Genomic DNA, 18,150 nt, shown 5'->3' with positions numbered 1-18,150 from the left:
CAAAAATGGACGGACACCTCTCAGGGCGCACTTGGGGGCGTGTGCACAGGGAGAGGGGAATAACAATGCTTCAAGTGAAATATGACAGGGATCAGATTCTACACGTAATCGAGAACGTTACCAAGAAAACACTGGATATGGATCTGACATGGGATTGGCCCGGTGGAGTGGCTTATTATGGTGTATCCAGAGCCTATCAAACGACAGGCAACCAAGAGATTCTGGACAGGCTGGTGAAATGGGCAGACGAATATATCGAGCTGGGGTTGCCAAGTTGGACGGTAAATACATGTGCTATGGGCCATGTGCTCATCACTTTATATGAAGAAACCGGGGATCAGAAATATTGGGATATTGTCCTCAGCAAAGTCGATTATCTCCAGAATCATGCACTTCGCTTTGGAGACAATGTGCTTCAGCATACGGTATCGGTTTCCAATGATTTTCCGGAACAGGCTTGGGCGGATACCTTGTTTATGGCGGCATTTTTCCTGCTTCGCGTAGGTAGCAAATTAAAAGATGAAGCCATGATCCAGGATGCGCTGAATCAGTATTACTGGCATATCAAATACCTGCAAGATCCGACCAGTAGTCTGTGGTATCACGGTTATAATAATATCAACAAAGATCACATGTCCGGATTTTACTGGGGAAGAGCGAACGCTTGGGGAGCCTATACGATGTCTCAGGTGAAACCGCAATTGAACGACTGGTATTTGTATCCGCAGTGTATGGATGTAGAGTGTGCACTTCGCGATCAATTGGCGGCTCTCAAGCTGGTGCAGACCGAGAACGGCTTGTGGCGTACGGTTCTGGATGACGAAGAATCGTATGAAGAGGTATCAGCTTCCGCGGGTATTGCAGCAGCGATGATCAATAACGGTAATCCACTGCATACCAAATACGTGCAAAAGGCACTGGAAGGCATTCTGAACAACATTAGCGAAGATGGACGCGTGCTTGGTGTATCTGGAGGTACCGCGGTGATGAAGGATCGGGATGGCTATCGCAATATTCCAAAAGACTGGATTCAGGGCTGGGGTCAGGGCCTTGCACTCGCTTTTCTGTCCGATATGTTGAGATAGGGAGGGAACCCAATTGTCCAAACCAACCAAAGGCTCTTTTACACTACCGGGAGAATCCGGTTATGAAGCTCTGACGCTGGAACTTGCCAATCGCTGGGGTGCCGATGTGATCCGTGACAGTGACGGTACAAAGTTGTCCGATGAGATTATCAATGCCGGATACGGCATCTATTCAACCATTTGCATTATTCGGGATCATAATGAGTGGGCATCCCGTAATCTGGATAAGTTGCAGCAATGTTTTCTCATTACGAATCCGAAGGTTGCTGTGCAAGATTATGTATCCATCTATCTGATGGAGGACTTCTTTGCTGAACAATTCAGGGTGAATGATTCCAAAGAAGCGTTTAAATATTGGCAAGTTTATGATCGAACGACTGGGGAAGAGGTGCCTAGAGGACAGTGGAATTATGAAAGGGAATCTGGCAATGTTGTCATTACCGGCGTTGCTCCTTGGCATAAATACACCGTGAGTTTCATGGTTTATCGGATATGGGAAGAGATTTCCATGTACAACCATACGACGAATAACTGGGACAAAGAGCATCTGATGCAGATTGACCCGATCTATACAGACACCCAAACCTATTTGCTGGATTGGATGGAAAAGTGGTGCCAAGAACACCCGGAAACAACCGTTGTACGTTTTACGTCCCTATTTTATAACTTCGCCTGGATCTGGGGCAGTGATGAGCGGAATCGCCATCTGTTCTCGGATTGGGGTTCATACGATTTCACGGTAAGTTCGAGAGCACTGGATCTGTTTGCTCAAAAATTTGGGTACTCACTCTCCGCCGAGGACTTTGTAAATGGCGGTAAATATCAGGTCACTCATATGCCTGCAGATCAGCGCAAACTGGACTGGATGGCATTTATCAATGATTTTGTCATTGAATTCGGTAAAAAGTTAATTGATATTGTACACAATCATGACAAGCTGGCGTATGTCTTCTATGATGACAGCTGGGTAGGCATGGAGCCGTACAATGACCGCTTTGAGGAGTTTGGATTCGACGGCATGATCAAATGTGTGTTCTCCGGTTACGAGGCAAGAATGTGCTCCGGCGTTAAGGCTGATACCCATGAGATTCGCTTGCATCCCTACTTGTTCCCAGTTGGCTTAGGCGGGCTTCCTACCTTCAAGGAGGGTGGAGACCCTACCCTGGATGCGAAGAAATACTGGATTAATATCCGGCGTGCGCTGCTGCGTGAGTCGATTGACCGGATTGGACTGGGTGGATATTTGCATCTTGTTGAGCCTTACCCGGATTTTGTGGATTATATCGAGAAGATTGCCCATGAATTCAGGGAAATGAAAGAGCTGCATCAGGCTGGAAAACCATATCAGATCAAGACAAAGGTAGCCGTGCTGCATAGCTGGGGCAAGTTAAGATCGTGGACCTTGTCCGGTCATTTTCATGAAACGCATATGCATGATCTGATTCATGTGAATGAGGCATTAGCCGGGTTGCCTGTTGACGTGCAGTTTATTGATTTTGATGATATTCGACAGGGGGCATTGAAGGATGTAGATGTCGTCATCAATGCCGGCTCTGCAGGTTCAGCATGGAGCGGTGGAGCGCATTGGAGTGACCACAAGTCTGTGGACTTATTGACACAATGGGTGTATGAGGGTGGTACCTTTATTGGCATTAACCAGCCTTCGGCAATGGACGGGTACGACAGCTATTTTAGAATGGCCCATGTGCTTGGGGTAGATGAGGATACAGGTGCAAGGGTTGTTCATGGAAAATGGTCGTATGAAGTTAATGATGAGTATGGTTTGGTGCCTGAGGGGGCCAGCATACTTCCGAAAGATAACATTTATCTTACTGATGGATCAGCAGCTGTAGTGAATGAAACGGATGGTCAGATCACACTGTCCACACATGCTTTTGGAAAAGGAAAAGGGATCTACCTGCCTTCCTTCGAATTCAGCTGGGAAAATACAAGACTACTTCTGAATTTGATTCGATTTGCGGGCAATGAATTCCATGAAACAAAGTACATCACGGATAACTTGTATACTGAGTGCGCCTACTACCCCGAGAGCAACATATTGGTTGTGATCAATAATAGCAATCAGGTTCAGTCCACGACGATCAATACAGAGCATGGAAAACAGACCGTGGAATTGGAGCCGTATGATACGGTGATCACCAAAATTGGTTTAACAAAATCGGTATCCCCATAGAATAATGACTCGATAGACCGTATTCCTTAACCAGGGAGCGGTCTATTTTAGTTATTAGGACGTGTCTGAAAACTCTGAAGAAAGCAGATTTTATCGTACGGATATTACTTTATAGTTTTAACACTATTTAGTAGAATATTTAAATAAGGATAGGGATCATGAGCCCTAATATATTATTATTTTCATCTGTTCAAAGGAGAGAGTGCCCTAATGTACAGTTATAAATTGTTGGACACAATAAGCATGGAGACACTTCACGAGGCGTTTGTGGATGCGTTCTCCGACTACCAGGTTAAAATGGATTTGCCTTTTTGGAAGTTTCAACAGATGCTCCAACGAAGGGGTTATCACCCCGAAATATCTATGGGAGCCTTTAAAGATGAGAGAATGGTCGGATTTGTTATCAATGGACTTCGAAGCTGGAATGGAAAGGCAACTGCATATGACCTTGGGACAGGCGTTGTAAAAGATTGCAGACGGCAGGGCATTACAAGTGAGCTGCTCTTGAATATTCAAAAGCTTTTAAAAGAAAAAAATGTAGAGCAATATTTGCTGGAAGTCATCCAATCCAACGAATCTGCAGTTCAGCTGTACAGTAAACAAAACTTCAAAATTCAAAGGGAATTTTCATGTTTCCAGTTGCAAAAAGATCAATTCATACCGCAAACGACCTGCATGGTCGAATGTGTGGAGAGAATCGATTTGGAGCAGTTCAAGGAATTTTGGGATGTGGAGCCCTCCTGGCAAAATTCAATTGATTCCATCTACGCTTTACCGGAAGCTTTTATCTATGTGGTTGCACGTCAGGATCAAAGCATTGTTGGTTATGGCATTATAGATCAAAAAACAGGTGATGTTCCACAGCTTGCAGTGAACCAAAATTACCGGGGCAAAGGTATTGCAAGCAGCATCCTGACAGAGATGGTCCAACGCACAGAATCGCCTAGAATCAGTGTCCTCAATGTGGAGTCTCATCTGAAACCGATGCAAGATTTCCTCCTGGTCAAATCAGGTTTTGCATATCATGTGGGCCAGTACGAAATGCTCTTGAAATTATAACGAGATACCCGTTTCGACTTAAGATCAGATCGAGTTCATACGAAAATATGTGGGGTGTTAGTGTCTGTCTTGTTGGGCCAGTTGAACGGGAGGTTGATTAAAGGCTTCCCGGAAATCTTGGATTGCAGTATCCAACCCATCCTGTACTCGTTATAATAATGTTGATATATGACATGGTTAGAGGAGACAAAGACATAACATGAGCCGAAAGAAATACTGTAAGCGTATTCAGTTTCTGGATGATTGGAGTCTCAAAACCAAGTTGTACATATTGTTCATTTTTTGTGTGCTGGTCCCGGTCCTGGTCACAAATACCGTGTTTTACCAAAGCATCAAAGGTAACATTGAAGAGAAGGAGCATAGCCGATTCAATGAAATGCAGCAAAGGATCAAGTTCAACCTGCGGAACAGTATAGACAATAGCTTGTATGTGTCCAATTTTCTCTATACCGATGGAACGCTGAACCGGTTCATGGAGTTCAAGTATCGCGATCAGGAAGACTATTACTCTGCCTACTATGATATGCTTAGCAACAACAATCTGGTCAGGTACTATTACAGCTACCAGCAGGTGAATCAAATTACGTTTTATGTTGGCAATGATACCTTCGTCAATGGAGGAAACTTTATTAAGCTGGATGAAGAGGTGAAGAAAAGTGATTGGTATCAAGCGCTGATGAAAACGAGCGACCATATCATGATCTATTCGTATTTTGACAAACAGCAGGCGGAGATGTCGCAAAGTCAGGGAGGACGCAAAGTAAGCATTATTCGCAAGCTGGATTACTTTGGGGAGCAACAGGTTGAAAAGGTGTTAAAGGTTGATCTGGACTACGCTTTCATCAACAAATCGCTTAAAAATGAGGGAGCAAATGGGAAGGTGTATGTCGTTTCGGATGGCAGGGTCATTTTCTCGAACGATTCAAAAATGAATCAGATGCGCAAGCCATTTAATCTGATTGCAAACAGTTCAATTGATCCTGTTCAATCCATGCAATCGATTCCAGTCGTATCCGAGGATTGGCAGATTGTCGTCAGCACGGAGAAATTGGACGTTCTGTCGGAGATTGTTAATTCCAAGCTTAATTTGACTTTACTAATCATTCTTAATCTGTTGGTGCCGACACTGCTAATTTGGTTGATATCCAGATCACTGGTCATCAGAGTTGATCGGATAGCGAAGCACCTGGATCAAGTGAAGCATGAGAAATTTGAGGTGATATCGGGACCTGTGGGCAAAGACGAGATCGGCAGCCTGACCCATAGTTATAACATGATGGTCATCAAGATCAAGAACCTGATTGAGATTGTGTTTAAGGGCCAGGTGGAGCGGCAAGCCCTTGAGCTCTCCAAGAAACAGGCGGAGCTGAAAGCCCTTCAGAGTCAGGTGAATCCCCATTTCATGTTCAACACGCTTGAAACGATCCGTATGCGGAGTTTGATCAAGGACGAGCTTGAAACCTCCGATGTCATTCATAAACTGGCACTGCTGTTACGTCAGACGATCAATTGGGGCGATGATCTGATTACAATCGCAGAGGAAATCAATTTTGTAGAGAGTTATCTGAGTATCCAGCAGTATCGCTTTGGTGAAAAGTTGCAATTTGCAATCCGGATCACAGACGAATCCATTGCTGCCATGATGATACCCAAGCTAACCGTTCTCACCTTTGTGGAGAATGCTTGTATCCATGGCATTGAGGGGACGTCGAATGATGGGGTCGTGGAGGTATTATTCGAAATTCGAAGTAATGAGCTGTACATTTCCATTCGAGATACCGGAGTCGGTATGGATCAGGACAAGCTGGCCTCGCTCCGCAAAATGATGCAAGACCCGAGTATGGATCGGATGAGTGAGCTTAGCAGCATTGGTATGATGAATGCATATATTCGGCTGCGGATGTATTTTGATGATTTCGTTCAGGTGCACATATTCAGTGAAAAGGGGAAGGGAACAACGATTGGCATTCAAATTCCTCTTATGCAGGCATCTCAAGAATAAGGAGCGAGGATATGATCAACGTGCTGATTGTGGACGATGAGCCATTTATTCGCCAAGGACTTCTATTGTTAATTGATTGGGAGTCTTACGGATTTCAGATTTGCGGTCAGGCCTCCAATGGTATGCAGGCATTGGAGTGCATACGCGCTATGCAGCCCGATCTGGTGATTTCCGACATTAAGATGCCGGAAATGGACGGAATGCAGCTTGCCAAAACCTTGTACGAGCAATATAACGGTGACATCAAGCTGATTCTTCTAAGTGGATTCTATGAGTTCGGATATGCCAAGCAGGCGATTAAATACCAGGTGGATGACTACATTCTCAAGCCTATTGTGAAGACCGAACTGGTTCAGGTGCTTGAGGAGTTCAGGGTCGCATTTAATGCGCGGACGGAAGAGAAGCGATATCAGCAAAAAAAAGATCGAATTATTATGGCTCAGCATATGCAGTCAATCTTGCTTGGGGTGGCTGAGGAGGATGCTGTTACGAGTCTGCAGTCCCACTATCAAGATGTCGGCATACTGCGTTGCATCCTGATTGAGGCGGAAGCCGGTCCAGAACAGGGAACGGATTGGTGCGCTCGGGTTGAGGCATGGGTGGGCAAGCCCTTGCCAGGACAAATTTTGAAGCCCTTCACAGGTGATAAAAATGCGGTTCTGCTTATGGTTACGGACCTGATGGTGAACCGTGAGGCAGTGACCTTGGAGCAATATTTGACCCGATTACATGCCGATCTGAGCCATGGTCAAGAGGCGGCTATTGCTTGTTATGTCGGGAAGGAAGTACATGAGTTGGAGGCGCTGCACGAGTCTTATCAATCCTGCGGCATAATGAAAAGCTTACGTTTCTTCACCACTTGCAGGCCCATTTATTACTTCGAACTTATGGATACGACCTTATTTGTTAATCGGCCGGGACAGTTCGAAAAACAATTGTTTGATGGGCTAGTCAAGTCTATTGAGGAACAGCAGACGGATGAGTTACACAGTCATGCAAAGGCCATTTTTCAATTTTTTCTGGATGAGCGAATCGAGCCTGGTATGGTCCGCATCCACTTGCATTATTTGGCATACACATTGCTGGATCTCGTGAATAACGATACGGTTACTCCAGATTCGGGGTTGATGGAATCGACTTTTCTGAAGGTAAACTACGCGATGTTATCCATGGAGGAAAACATTGAACATTTATGCGAATTCTCGCTCATGTGCGCAGAGAAACTGAAGGAGCAGCAAAAGTCAAATGCGATGGGCGTATTAGCCAAAATTGAGGCCTTCATTCACGAGCATTACAGAGAAAATATCAGCCTGAAATTGCTCGGGGAGCAGTTTTACATGAATAGTGCATATCTGGGTCAGATTTTCAAAAAGCATTTCTCGATCAGCTTCAGTGATTATTTGAATCAATTGCGTATTGAGGAAGCCGCCCGGCTGTTGCGCAGAACAGATCAAAGAGTATACGAAATCGCAACAATGGTGGGATATCGGGATTCCGATTACTTTATTAGCCGGTTCGAGAAACTCATGGGGGAGACTCCTGCACAATATCGTAAAAGTGCCCATGCTGCGTACTCTCTTGATTAACATCCTGCACTCCTTGACGGAGCGGCGGGATATTTTTTTTCGCAGATGCTGGAATTAGTGGGATTCCATCTATAGTTTATCCCGTTGAGAGGGGCATGGAAGCATGATAATTTTAAGTCAGCCTTTGGAAAGCGCTTTCCAAAAAGCTTCTGTCAATATAATCGATGGAGGGGTCATGATGAAAAAGGATGTTAGAAAAAGAATCAAGTATAGTGCTCTGCTCGCTTTAATACTGGTCATCGCACTCACTGGATGTACACCGGGATCGTCCTCGAAAGGGGAAAAGACAGCAGATGGAAGGGAATTGAAACAATTTTCCGCATTTTTTGCCGTACCGGGAAAAATTGCGCCTGACGATAATCGGTTGTTAAAAGCTATTGAGGAGAAAACAGGCGCCAGAGTCACGATGGACTGGCTTACTGGCCAAACAGCCAAAGAGCGGATTGGTGTACTCATTGCAGGCGGCGAATATCCCGATTTTATCGATGGGAGTGATGGTACTCAGCAACTGGTAGCAGCAGGGGCGTTAGTACCACTTGAGGATTACATCGATAAATATCCAAACATCAAAAATTACCTGGGCGAAGACTGGAAGAAGATGAAAAATACGACGGATGGACATATCTACTTCATTCCTCAATTCGGCAATATACAAGAAAAGTCGATGAAAGTATCCCATGACGGAGAAGCATTCTGGATTCAGAAGGCCGTACTGGAGTGGGATAATTATCCGACAATCAAAACGCTTGACCAATACTTCGACTTGATTGAACGGTATAAAGCAGCTCACCCGACCGTTGATGGTCAGCCAACCATTGGATTTGAAATTATCTCCTATGACTGGCGTTATTTCGCACTGGAGAACCCTCCGCTCTTCATGGCTGGTTATCCGAACGAAGGCGCAGCCATCGTTGATAAAGAAACGCTGACGGCCAAAAACTATAATACCATTCCGGAAGCGAAGGCATATTTCAAGAAGATCAATGAGGTATATCATCAAGGTTTGGTCGATAACGAAACCTTTACAGCAAACTATGATCAATATATCTCCAAAATTTCAACCGGACGTGTGCTGGGCATGGTGGATCAAGGATGGCAGTTCCTTGACGCCGAGGCATCACTCGTGAAGCAAAAATTGTACGACAAAACCTATGTACCGTTGTCCATTACACTCTCCGAGGATGTTAAAGGGCGTTATCAGAACAATCCAATCCTTAACGTGAATGGTGGCCTGGCCATTACAAAGAGCTGCGAGGATATCGAGGGAGCACTTCAATATATTAATGATTTGCTGGACCCTGAGATGGAGGTATTGAGAACCTGGGGACAGGAAGGCGTGGATTACCAAGTAGATGACAAAGGCGTGTTCTCCAGGAATGAAGAGCAACGTGCGAATTCCAAAGATCCGGACTGGGTGCTGGCAAACACGGGAAGCCCGTTGGTCTATTTCCCGCATCATGAAGGCATGACCGCTGACGGGAAAAATGCCCTTGACCCTAAGGAGCAGCCGGAGGAGTATCTTGCTACATTGAATGACATCGACAAAAAAGTGCTGAAGGCTTATGGATATACGAAGTTTACCGACTTCCTTGAGCCTGCGGAGGAAAATGAACCGTGGTTCCCAATCTATACCTATAATTTTGAACCGAATAAACCGGAGACCATCGCCAGACAGAAAATGGACGATGTAAAACGCAAATGGCTGCCCAAAGTGATTATGACTTCACCAGCCGAATTTGATAAGGCTTGGGAAGAATATCAAGCCACGCTCAAGGAAAGTGCAGATATTAAAGCGTATGAAGATGCGCTGACGGAAGAAGTCCGCAGACGTATGGAACTGTGGGGATAAAGGCCTGTCACACAGAAAGGCTATGGGGAACCCCGTAGCCTTTCTTACACGCTAGATTGGGAGATTGGATAGGAATGGAATCGATTCACCCAGACTGGGTGATATAGATAAACTCGTAAGCAAGGAGAGAAAAACATGGCCAAAAAGGAGTTGCAGCCTTCGTTAAAAACCAGCCATATCCCTGCGGGAACAAGCTGGATCGGGTACAACCTGTCCAGAATGAAAAGTCAGCGACAATTAATGTGGATGTCATTTCCGTTTATTGCGTTTATCGCTATTTTTGCGTATGGACCATTATGGGGCTGGTTGATGGCGTTTCAGAATTATAGACCGGGCATTGGTTTTATGGAGCAGGATTGGGTTGGGGTGGATCATTTTCGAACGTTATTCACGGACCCTACATTTTTACGTGTCATTCGCAATACGCTGGCGATGAGCCTGATCAGTCTGTTTCTGGGATTTGTCGGCTCAATTGGTCTGGCGCTCTTATTGAATGAACTGCGAATGGTATTGTTCAAACGCGTGGTACAGACGGTTTCCTACCTTCCACATTTCCTGTCGTGGATCATCGTAACAGGTATTGTTGCGAATGTATTATCAACGGAAACAGGAATAGTGAATGTGCTGTTGACGAAATTGGGCCTGATTGATGCACCGATCAATTTTTTTGCCGAACCAAAGTACTTCTGGGGTATTGTAGGTCTGTCCAGCATGTGGAAGGAAATTGGCTGGGGCACGATTATTTATCTGGCGGCCATGGCGTCGATTAATCCGAGCTTGTACGAGGCAGCTTCCATCGACGGAGCCGGACGGTTTCGTAAAATGTTCAATGTCACGCTTCCAAGCATCAAACCAACGATTATTATCCTGCTTATCATCAACGTTGGTAACGTACTGAACGCGGGTTTTGAGATTCAATACTTGCTGGGGAACGGACTTGTGCAGGATGTATCCGAGACGATCGACATTTTTGTTTTGAAATACGGGATTAATCTCGGCAACTACTCACTTGCCACCGCAGCAGGCATTTTCAAAAGTGTGGTCAGTCTGGTGCTCATATTTATCGCCAACGGGATTGCCAAGTCTCTTGGTGAAGAGCGATTGATATGATAAGGGGGCAGAGCTGTGAAACGATTTAGTAGAAACCGAAGCTTAGGAGACTCTATTTTTTCTATAACCAATGGCATATTTATGTTGCTTGTCATGGTTGTTACGTTATATCCTTTTTTAAACACCATTGCCGTATCTTTCAATAACGGGCTGGATACGATCCGCGGGGGGATCTATCTCTGGCCGAGGGAATGGACGCTGCAAAATTACGTCTCCGTATTCCAAAACCCGAATCTGACACAAGCCGCATTTGTTTCGGTCGCCAGAACCGTGGTGGGAACGGTTGTACAGCTGTTCTGTACAGCCATGCTGGCCTATGTGCTGAGCCGCAAGGAGTATATGTTTAACAAATTGGTCACAACGCTGTTTGTCATGACGATGTATTTCAGCGGCGGCTTAATTCCGGGATACATGCTGATCAAACAAGTGGGGCTGCTGAACAGCTTCTGGGTATACATTATTCCCGGGTTGATCGGGGTGTTCAACATGATCGTCATTCGTACCTACATTCAGGGACTGTCGGAGGGATTGATTGAATCCGCGAAGATGGATGGAGCCGGAGATTTTCGGATTTTCATGCGTATCGTGCTTCCCCTATCCAAACCGGTTCTGGCTACGGTTGCACTGTTTATTGCTGTAGGTCAGTGGAACTCCTGGTTTGACTCCATGTTGTACACGGCGGGAAATCGGAATTTGACCACCTTGCAGTATGAGCTGATGAAATTGTTATCCTCTGCGACCTCACAGGGGGGGACCGTCAACGTGGATTCATTCAAAAATGTAACCAACATGGTGACGCCTGTATCCATTCGGGCAGCAATCACGGTTGTGACGGCAATGCCGATTGTTTTACTGTATCCGTTCTTGCAAAAATACTTTGTGACTGGACTAACCATTGGAGGGGTAAAAGAATGAAGAATACAACTCAAAGCGAACAATGCACGTTTAACAATCCGATTATGCCCGGGTTTTATCCAGATCCGTCCGTATGCCGGGTGGGTGAAGATTTTTATCTGGTGACATCAACATTTGCCTATTTTCCTGGCGTTCCGATCTTTCAGAGCCGTGATCTAGTGAATTGGAAACAGATTGGAAATGTGCTGGACCGCCCTTCGCAATTAAATCTTCAGGGAGCAGGCCATTCACAGGGGATATTCGCTCCAACGCTTCGGTATCATGAAGGCACCTTCTATATGATTACAACTAATGTATCACATGGCGGCAATTTTGTTGTAACCGCTACCGACCCGGCTGGGCCATGGTCTGATCCTTATTTTATTGAAGGCGCAGAAGGCATAGACCCTACAATTTTCTTCGATGATGGCAAAGCGTATTACCTTGGTACACGTCCTTGCTCCGAGGGAGTTCGTTACAATGGGAACTGGGAAGTGTGGCTGCGGGAGTTGGATCTGGGCAGTATGAAACTGGTGGGAGACAGTTACGTTCTGTGGCGCGGGGCGATGGTGGATGTCATCTGGCCGGAAGGCCCGCATCTGTATAAGATCGATGAGTATTACTATTTATTGATTGCAGAGGGAGGCACAGGGCCAAACCATGCCGTGACCATTGCTCGTAGCAAAAGTTTGACCGAAGGATACGTCGGGAATCCGAATAATCCAATCATTACACATCGCCATTTGGGTAAACGTTACCCTGTTGTTAATGTAGGACATGCCGACTTGGTGCAGGCTGCGAATGGTCAATGGTTCATGGTCATGCTTGCTTCGCGTCCATATGGAGGGAGCTATAGCAACCTGGGGCGGGAGACGTTCCTTGCTTCTGTCGTTTGGGAGGACGGATGGCCTGTTGTCAATGAGGGCCGCGGAATCCTGGAGGAGCAGGGCACGTTGGATTTGAAGCCTGTTCCGGTAGAGCCGCAACTGCGTTTTGACCATTTTGACAGTGATAAACTGGGCTTGCAATGGATGTTCCTGCGCAATCCTCAGGAGGATCTCTATTCATTAACCGAACGAAAAGGATACTTGCGACTGAAGCTGAAACCGCAAACATTGAAGGAAAAAGAAAATTCCAGCTTTGTTTGTCTGCGTCAAAGGCATATGGATTATGTCGCAGCTACAGCGATGGAATTTGTGCCCGGGAATACCAACGAAACGGCTGGTCTTGTCGTCATTCAGAACGATCTATATCACGTACGGATTGAGCGTGCTCTGGCGGATAAACAGCAGGTGCTGCGTGTATTGACCTGTATAGATGGTCAGGATACCCACATAGCGCAAATCGCACTGGAGGGTGATGTATCGCGGGTGTATATCAAACTGGCCGCAACAGGTCAGCAACTAAACTTCTATTACAGCACAGATGGAAGTCAGTATCATCTGGTGGCGGAACAGGTGGATACAAGCAGCTTGAGCACCGAAGTAGCCGGCGGCTTTGTTGGCTGTTGTATCGGAATGTTTAGCAGCAGCAACGGTACTTCTTCCGATCAGGTAGCGGACTTTGACTGGTTTGAATATGGTTCATATAAATAATATTTAGATGACAGAATAACAGCAAGAAAGCTCAATCCGGTGGCGGTAGTCCAGGGATTGAGCTTTTTTTCGTTCTTTTTGCGAAAGGGCTATGGGGAGGCATTACAGTCTATTGTCCAGCTTCATGTGCTGAGCTTTTTATGATGTTAATTATTTTACGCTGCGCATCCCTGGCTTCCGGAATCGGATAGAGGACAAAGACATGGTTCATTTTGGGGTAAACGTACGTTTGATGATCGATTCTTTGATCCGTCAGCAGTTTGTCGAGCTTCATATTATCAGGAAACAAACCCTCGTGAGTCCCGATAAAGATGCTGATTTTGCCCAGACCGGCGAAATCTCCGTAGATTGGACTGATTAACGGATCGTTCAACGGTTTGTCAGCTGCCCAGATCCGCCGGATGACATCATACCCTTCCACAGCGAGCATAGGGTCGCGTGTCTCGTAATCAAATATGACCGGATTGTCCAGCACCATATCCACACAAGGTGATAACAAGATGATATCTTTGGGCTGTGGGAGATCATGCATCTTCAGATAATGGGCCAAGGCTAGGGATATGTTCCCACCTGCGGAATCCCCCATAATGGTGAGTTGTGCCGGGTCGTCCACGGAGGCAAGCAGATCCCGGTATAGATTGAGCAGTTTCGGATATGTGTGCTGATAATTAAAATGCGGAACCTTTGGATAGATGGGAGCAACAACTTTGGCATTCAGAGCTTGAGCCATGCGGTCCATGAATTTCCAGTGTAAAGACAGCGGCTGGTGTGTATGCGCCCCGCCATGAATGTAGAGAATGGCCCTCTGTTCACGGGAATGCTGATCGTTTAAGGTGAACACCTGCATGTCTTCATGGGAGCGCTCTTTGATGGAAGATGACAGTTTTGTTTTACCCAAGATATAAGGTTTAATGTTTTCCAATCCCATATGACCCAGGTGTTTGCGGGTAAGCTCGCGTGTTGAAAAAATTTTCTTGGTATCTAACGTTCCGATATATTTCTCGAATAGAAAGCTCGTCAACGAGCGTTTGAGATTATGGATATACATGTTCATTGAGGAATCACCCTTCCTGATGGAGTTCAGATATACGGTCTGTGGAGACTATAAGTGAAGTATAAAGGTTGAAGTGTACTTCAAGGTCAATCTTAATTTTTCCATCAAACCGTTATGTTTAGAGTAAAGCATGGTACCCGTTCTATGTTATGATATTTGCATCTTCAAAAGTTCGATTGAAGGGGCATAGCGTATGAATCAGAGCATACAACAGTTTAAAGCGGATTTTTTCAAAGCGTTGGCACACCCGATGCGGATTCAGATTCTGGAGCTGCTGAGTGAAGGAGCCAAGAACGTGAATGAACTGCAAAGCATTCTGGGATCGGAAGGCTCTGCCGTTTCACAGCAACTGGCTGTATTGCGCAGCAAAAACGTTGTCCACGGAATCAAAGAAGGGACAACCGTCACCTATTCGCTGCGTGATCCGCTGATTAAGGACCTGCTGGCAGTCACCAAACAGATTTTTGACAATCATCTGGTTGATGCCATTTCCATGCTGGAAGATATTCGTAAAGAGTCCTGACACAATAAACAAGAGCAACTGGGTGTAATCACCGGAGGTTCTTGTTTTTTTGTGTTAAGTTCCTGCTGAGATTGTGCGTAATCCGATTGACAGGACGTATGCAGGGGAGTAGTCTTTTAAATATATTCAAATATTCAAATATATGAAGAAAAGAAGGTTTTTGTACATGAAATGGATGGGGAGATATGCAGGGTACAATGCTGCCGCTTTTCGCAAGGATCTGTTATCAGGACTGATTGTAGGTATCATTGCGATTCCACTCGGTATGGCCTTTGCCATCGCTTCCGGGGTCAAACCGGAGTATGGATTGTATACCACAGTAATCGCAGGGATTCTCATTTCCTTGCTGGGTGGGTCCAAGTTCCAGATTGGCGGGCCAACGGGGGCATTCATTCCGATCCTCTTTGCCATTGTGATGCAGTATGGATATGAGAATCTGCTGATCGCCGGAATGATGGCCGGTTTGATGCTTGTACTAATGGGCGTATTCAAGCTCGGGGCATTAATTAAGTTTATTCCAAAGCCGGTGACTATCGGTTTTACGGCAGGGATCGCCGTCATTATTTTTAGCGGACAAATTACGAACTTTCTGGGACTTCGAGGCATCGAGAAACACGAGGATTTCTGGTCCAATATGAAAGAAATCGGGATGCATATCTCGACGATTAATATATACAGTGTGCTTACAGCTGGAATCTGTCTGGCTGTTCTTCTGCTTGTGCCCAAGTTTGCACCAAAGGTGCCTGCATCACTGGTGGGGCTGGTTCTTTCGACGGTAGTCGCGGCGTTCTTTTTTGAAGGGCAGGTGGCTACAATTGGTTCGTCCTTTGGCGCGATACCTAACTCATTGCCTCAGTTTCATGTGCCTGAGATCACTTGGGAGCGTATCGTGAACTTGCTGCAACCCGCTTTTGTCATCGCCATGCTGGGTGGAATTGAATCGCTGTTATCCGCAGTTGTTGCCGATGGCATGACCGGAAGTCGGCATAACAGCAATCGAGAGTTGATTGGGCAGGGGATTGCTAATATGGTGACGCCGTTGTTCGGTGGTATTCCTGCAACAGGAGCGATTGCACGCACAGCAACAAATATCAAATCCGGCGCAGTATCGCCATGGTCTGGCGTGATTCACGGTGTGGTGGTTTTGCTGGTACTTGTTCTCTTTGCGCCATATGCATCGCACATTCCTCTTGCCAGTATGGCTCCCGTTCTCATGCTGGTTGCCTGGAATATGAGTGAACGGAGATCCTTCGTACATGTTATGAAAACCAAAACGAGTGATTCACTCGTTCTGCTTATTACCTTTTTGCTGACCGTATTTACAAGTTTAACAACGGCTGTAGAGGTTGGGTTGATTCTGGCTGTCCTTTTATTTGTTAAACGCATGAGTGAGATGTTGAAGGTTGCCAAAGTATTACCCGATCCCGATCATAAACATGAGAAAGTCATGGCCCACATGGTTCGGGAAGGACATGACTGTCCGCAAATAAGCCTGTATACAATTGAAGGGCCACTTTTTTTCGGCGCAGCGGATATGTTCGAGAAGTCGGTCATGGATTCGATTCATCGGCGACCAGGTACTCTGCTGTTGCGCATGGGCAAGGTACCTTTTATGGATACAACAGGTGAATCCAATCTGGCCCGTGTTGTCAAACATATGGAGAGATCCGGGGGCAGGATTTTACTTTCAGGCATTCAGGCGCAACCGCTGGAAATGCTGAAGAGAACAGGATTGATTGAACGAATTGGTTCGGATCATATGTTTGAGCACACGGGTGAAGCCATCAATTATGCATTAGGGCATCTGGATGTTCAGAAATGCAGGGGGTGCAAACATTTTGCCTTTCGTGAATGTGCTGCATTGTCGAGCGCTGGCACCGACCCAGCGTGTAATAACCTGCTGAAACCTGGGAAGCAAGTCAATGCAAATAGCCCTATCTAACCTGCTGATGAGAGATGGAGCTATAAGAGTCTAGAGAGTATTTGCTTATCAAAATATATATTCTGGAAAATAAACGAAAAATATACTATGTTATAGGTTGATAGGTGAAAGGATTACATCGTCTATTAGATGAGAAATAATCATATTAAACCGAAGGAGCATACATATGTCCATTCAACCGACTGCTTTACGTTCAGTGCTTAACCCCAGGTACCTGGAGTCTGCATTGAGGAATCACTATGACATTGGAACATGGGAAGAATGTTTGTTTTGGCTTAGAGGATTAAATGATACTTACCGGGTTCGCACGTCCAGTGGCATGTACATTCTCCGTATCTACCGCACTGAAATCACGGAGGCAGATGTTCAGTATGAGCTTTCATTATTGTCTCAACTGAAGAACGTTCTAAGTTCTGCGGAACATACCGACATTGGAGAATACATCGAGAAGAAAGATCATACGGGATATACGGTGTTGGAGGCTGCGGAAGGCAAGCGGGTTGCTGTAATGTTTCGGTATATTGAGGGTACGGAGAACAACCTGGAGGATGAGGATTCTTGTTACGCCTTTGGTCAATCTGCAGCTGAATTGCATGAGGCTATGGATCAGGTGAACATGGAGCTGCCACGATATGAGCTGGATCTGAAGTTACTTATTGACGAACCCCTTGAGCGAATTATCCAATATATCGGTGAGAACAATGAAGCAGCAGCATTTCTCCATTCGTTTGCCACAACGTTAAAAGAACGCATCGTTGCCACTTCCAGACAAGACCTGGACTTTGGCCTGTGCCATGGCGATATGCATGGGAATAACAATGTATTTCAACAGGAACATCAGTTCATCCATTATGATTTCGAGTGGGCAGCCAAAGGCTGGCGTGCCTATGATTTAGCTCAAGTGAAAGTTCGAAAAAGGCAGTCTGATGAGCGAAAAGCAGCATTATGGGATGCGCTCATGGCAGGATATCGTTCAGTCAGAAGCTTCTCTGCCGAAGATGAGCAAGCGGTTGATCTCTTTATTGTTGCTCGCCGATTCTGGGTGATGGGACTAGATGTTGCTTTTATTGAGAGTGATATGGGTGCGCTGGACTATGGTTCGGATTGGCTGGATAGTTTCGTGGAAGAGTTCCGGGATACGGGGATTATATCCTAGCGAATGATGAACATTATTTTAGGTGTAAGTTTGAATGCTTAAGACCCTTCCGAGTGAACTTAAACTCGGGAGGGTCTTTTTCATCTTATATTGAAGGTAAC

13 protein-coding genes are annotated in these 18,150 nt (G+C 45.7%); 12 read left to right on the top strand and 1 reads right to left on the bottom strand.

Features of this window, described 5'->3' with window-relative positions:
* Positions 1-65 precede the first annotated feature (65 nt).
* The 9 genes from C161_RS03835 to C161_RS03795 all read left to right on the top strand — a co-directional run bounded on the left by C161_RS03835 (position 66) and on the right by C161_RS03795 (position 13,374).
* Complete coding sequence (locus C161_RS03835) at positions 66-1,085, top strand: glycoside hydrolase family 88/105 protein (protein WP_036668334.1); 1,020 nt, start codon at positions 66-68, stop codon at positions 1,083-1,085.
* Between the two features lie 13 nt (positions 1,086-1,098).
* On the top strand, positions 1,099-3,279 hold the full coding sequence (gnpA, locus tag C161_RS03830; RefSeq protein WP_036668332.1) for a 1,3-beta-galactosyl-N-acetylhexosamine phosphorylase: 2,181 nt from the start codon (positions 1,099-1,101) through the stop codon (positions 3,277-3,279).
* Between the two features lie 210 nt (positions 3,280-3,489).
* Positions 3,490-4,338, top strand: coding sequence for a GNAT family N-acetyltransferase (locus C161_RS03825; protein ID WP_036668330.1), 849 nt, complete (start codon positions 3,490-3,492; stop codon positions 4,336-4,338).
* A 199-nt stretch (positions 4,339-4,537) separates the two neighbouring features.
* Positions 4,538-6,340, top strand: a complete 1,803-nt coding sequence (locus C161_RS03820) for a cache domain-containing sensor histidine kinase (protein WP_036668329.1) — start codon at positions 4,538-4,540, stop codon at positions 6,338-6,340.
* Positions 6,341-6,351: 11 nt separating this feature from the next.
* Positions 6,352-7,926 (top strand): response regulator, encoded by a 1,575-nt coding sequence (locus C161_RS03815; RefSeq protein WP_036668328.1) that lies wholly within the window; start codon positions 6,352-6,354, stop codon positions 7,924-7,926.
* Positions 7,927-8,101: 175 nt separating this feature from the next.
* Positions 8,102-9,775, top strand: a complete 1,674-nt coding sequence (locus C161_RS03810) for an extracellular solute-binding protein (protein WP_235193728.1) — start codon at positions 8,102-8,104, stop codon at positions 9,773-9,775.
* 135 nt (positions 9,776-9,910) lie between these two features.
* Positions 9,911-10,885: an ABC transporter permease gene (locus C161_RS03805; protein WP_036606005.1), complete on the top strand. Its 975-nt coding sequence runs from the start codon at positions 9,911-9,913 to the stop codon at positions 10,883-10,885.
* Positions 10,886-10,900: 15 nt separating this feature from the next.
* Complete coding sequence (locus C161_RS03800; protein ID WP_036668326.1) at positions 10,901-11,800, top strand: carbohydrate ABC transporter permease; 900 nt, start codon at positions 10,901-10,903, stop codon at positions 11,798-11,800.
* The gene (locus C161_RS03795; RefSeq protein WP_051449569.1) at positions 11,797-13,374 is read left to right on the top strand and encodes a glycoside hydrolase family 43 protein; all 1,578 of its coding nucleotides are present in this window, start codon (positions 11,797-11,799) and stop codon (positions 13,372-13,374) included. Before C161_RS03800 ends, C161_RS03795 begins: the two co-directional genes overlap by 4 nt.
* 109 nt (positions 13,375-13,483) lie before the next feature.
* Here the strand turns inward: C161_RS03795 and C161_RS03790 are convergent, their stop codons facing one another.
* Positions 13,484-14,428: an alpha/beta hydrolase fold domain-containing protein gene (locus C161_RS03790; protein WP_036668324.1), complete on the bottom strand. Its 945-nt coding sequence runs from the start codon at positions 14,426-14,428 to the stop codon at positions 13,484-13,486.
* Positions 14,429-14,621: 193 nt separating this feature from the next.
* Between C161_RS03790 and C161_RS03785 the strand changes: the two genes are divergently transcribed.
* The 3 genes from C161_RS03785 to C161_RS03775 all read left to right on the top strand — a co-directional run bounded on the left by C161_RS03785 (position 14,622) and on the right by C161_RS03775 (position 18,049).
* Positions 14,622-14,951 carry an ArsR/SmtB family transcription factor gene (locus tag C161_RS03785; protein WP_017690603.1) on the top strand — a complete coding sequence of 110 codons (330 nt, stop codon included), beginning with the start codon at positions 14,622-14,624 and terminating at the stop codon, positions 14,949-14,951.
* Between the two features lie 166 nt (positions 14,952-15,117).
* Positions 15,118-16,893 (top strand): SulP family inorganic anion transporter, encoded by a 1,776-nt coding sequence (locus C161_RS03780; protein ID WP_036668322.1) that lies wholly within the window; start codon positions 15,118-15,120, stop codon positions 16,891-16,893.
* 166 nt (positions 16,894-17,059) lie between these two features.
* Positions 17,060-18,049, top strand: a complete 990-nt coding sequence (locus C161_RS03775) for a phosphotransferase (protein ID WP_036668321.1) — start codon at positions 17,060-17,062, stop codon at positions 18,047-18,049.
* Positions 18,050-18,150: the final 101 nt, after the last annotated feature.

Origin of the sequence: Paenibacillus sp. FSL R5-192 (assembly GCF_000517845.1) — a bacterium.
Classification (GTDB): Bacteria; Bacillota; Bacilli; order Paenibacillales; family Paenibacillaceae; genus Paenibacillus; species Paenibacillus amylolyticus.
Note: the sequence above shows the minus strand (reverse complement) of the source record. Positions and strands in the feature narration are given on the sequence as shown.

Bases quoted from the DNA above. Each gene is read 5' to 3' on its own strand.
- C161_RS03835 (WP_036668334.1), top strand. From the start codon at position 66: ATGCTTCAAGTGAAATATGACAGGGATCAGATTCTACACGTAATCGAG.
- C161_RS03825 (WP_036668330.1), top strand. From the start codon at position 3,490: ATGTACAGTTATAAATTGTTGGACACAATAAGCATGGAGACACTTCAC.
- C161_RS03820 (WP_036668329.1), top strand. From the start codon at position 4,538: ATGAGCCGAAAGAAATACTGTAAGCGTATTCAGTTTCTGGATGATTGG.
- C161_RS03815 (WP_036668328.1), top strand. From the start codon at position 6,352: ATGATCAACGTGCTGATTGTGGACGATGAGCCATTTATTCGCCAAGGA.
- C161_RS03810 (WP_235193728.1), top strand. From the start codon at position 8,102: ATGATGAAAAAGGATGTTAGAAAAAGAATCAAGTATAGTGCTCTGCTC.
- C161_RS03805 (WP_036606005.1), top strand. From the start codon at position 9,911: ATGGCCAAAAAGGAGTTGCAGCCTTCGTTAAAAACCAGCCATATCCCT.
- C161_RS03795 (WP_051449569.1), top strand. From the start codon at position 11,797: ATGAAGAATACAACTCAAAGCGAACAATGCACGTTTAACAATCCGATT.
- C161_RS03790 (WP_036668324.1), bottom strand. From the start codon at position 14,428: ATGAACATGTATATCCATAATCTCAAACGCTCGTTGACGAGCTTTCTA.
- C161_RS03785 (WP_017690603.1), top strand. From the start codon at position 14,622: ATGAATCAGAGCATACAACAGTTTAAAGCGGATTTTTTCAAAGCGTTG.
- C161_RS03780 (WP_036668322.1), top strand. From the start codon at position 15,118: ATGAAATGGATGGGGAGATATGCAGGGTACAATGCTGCCGCTTTTCGC.
- C161_RS03775 (WP_036668321.1), top strand. From the start codon at position 17,060: ATGTCCATTCAACCGACTGCTTTACGTTCAGTGCTTAACCCCAGGTAC.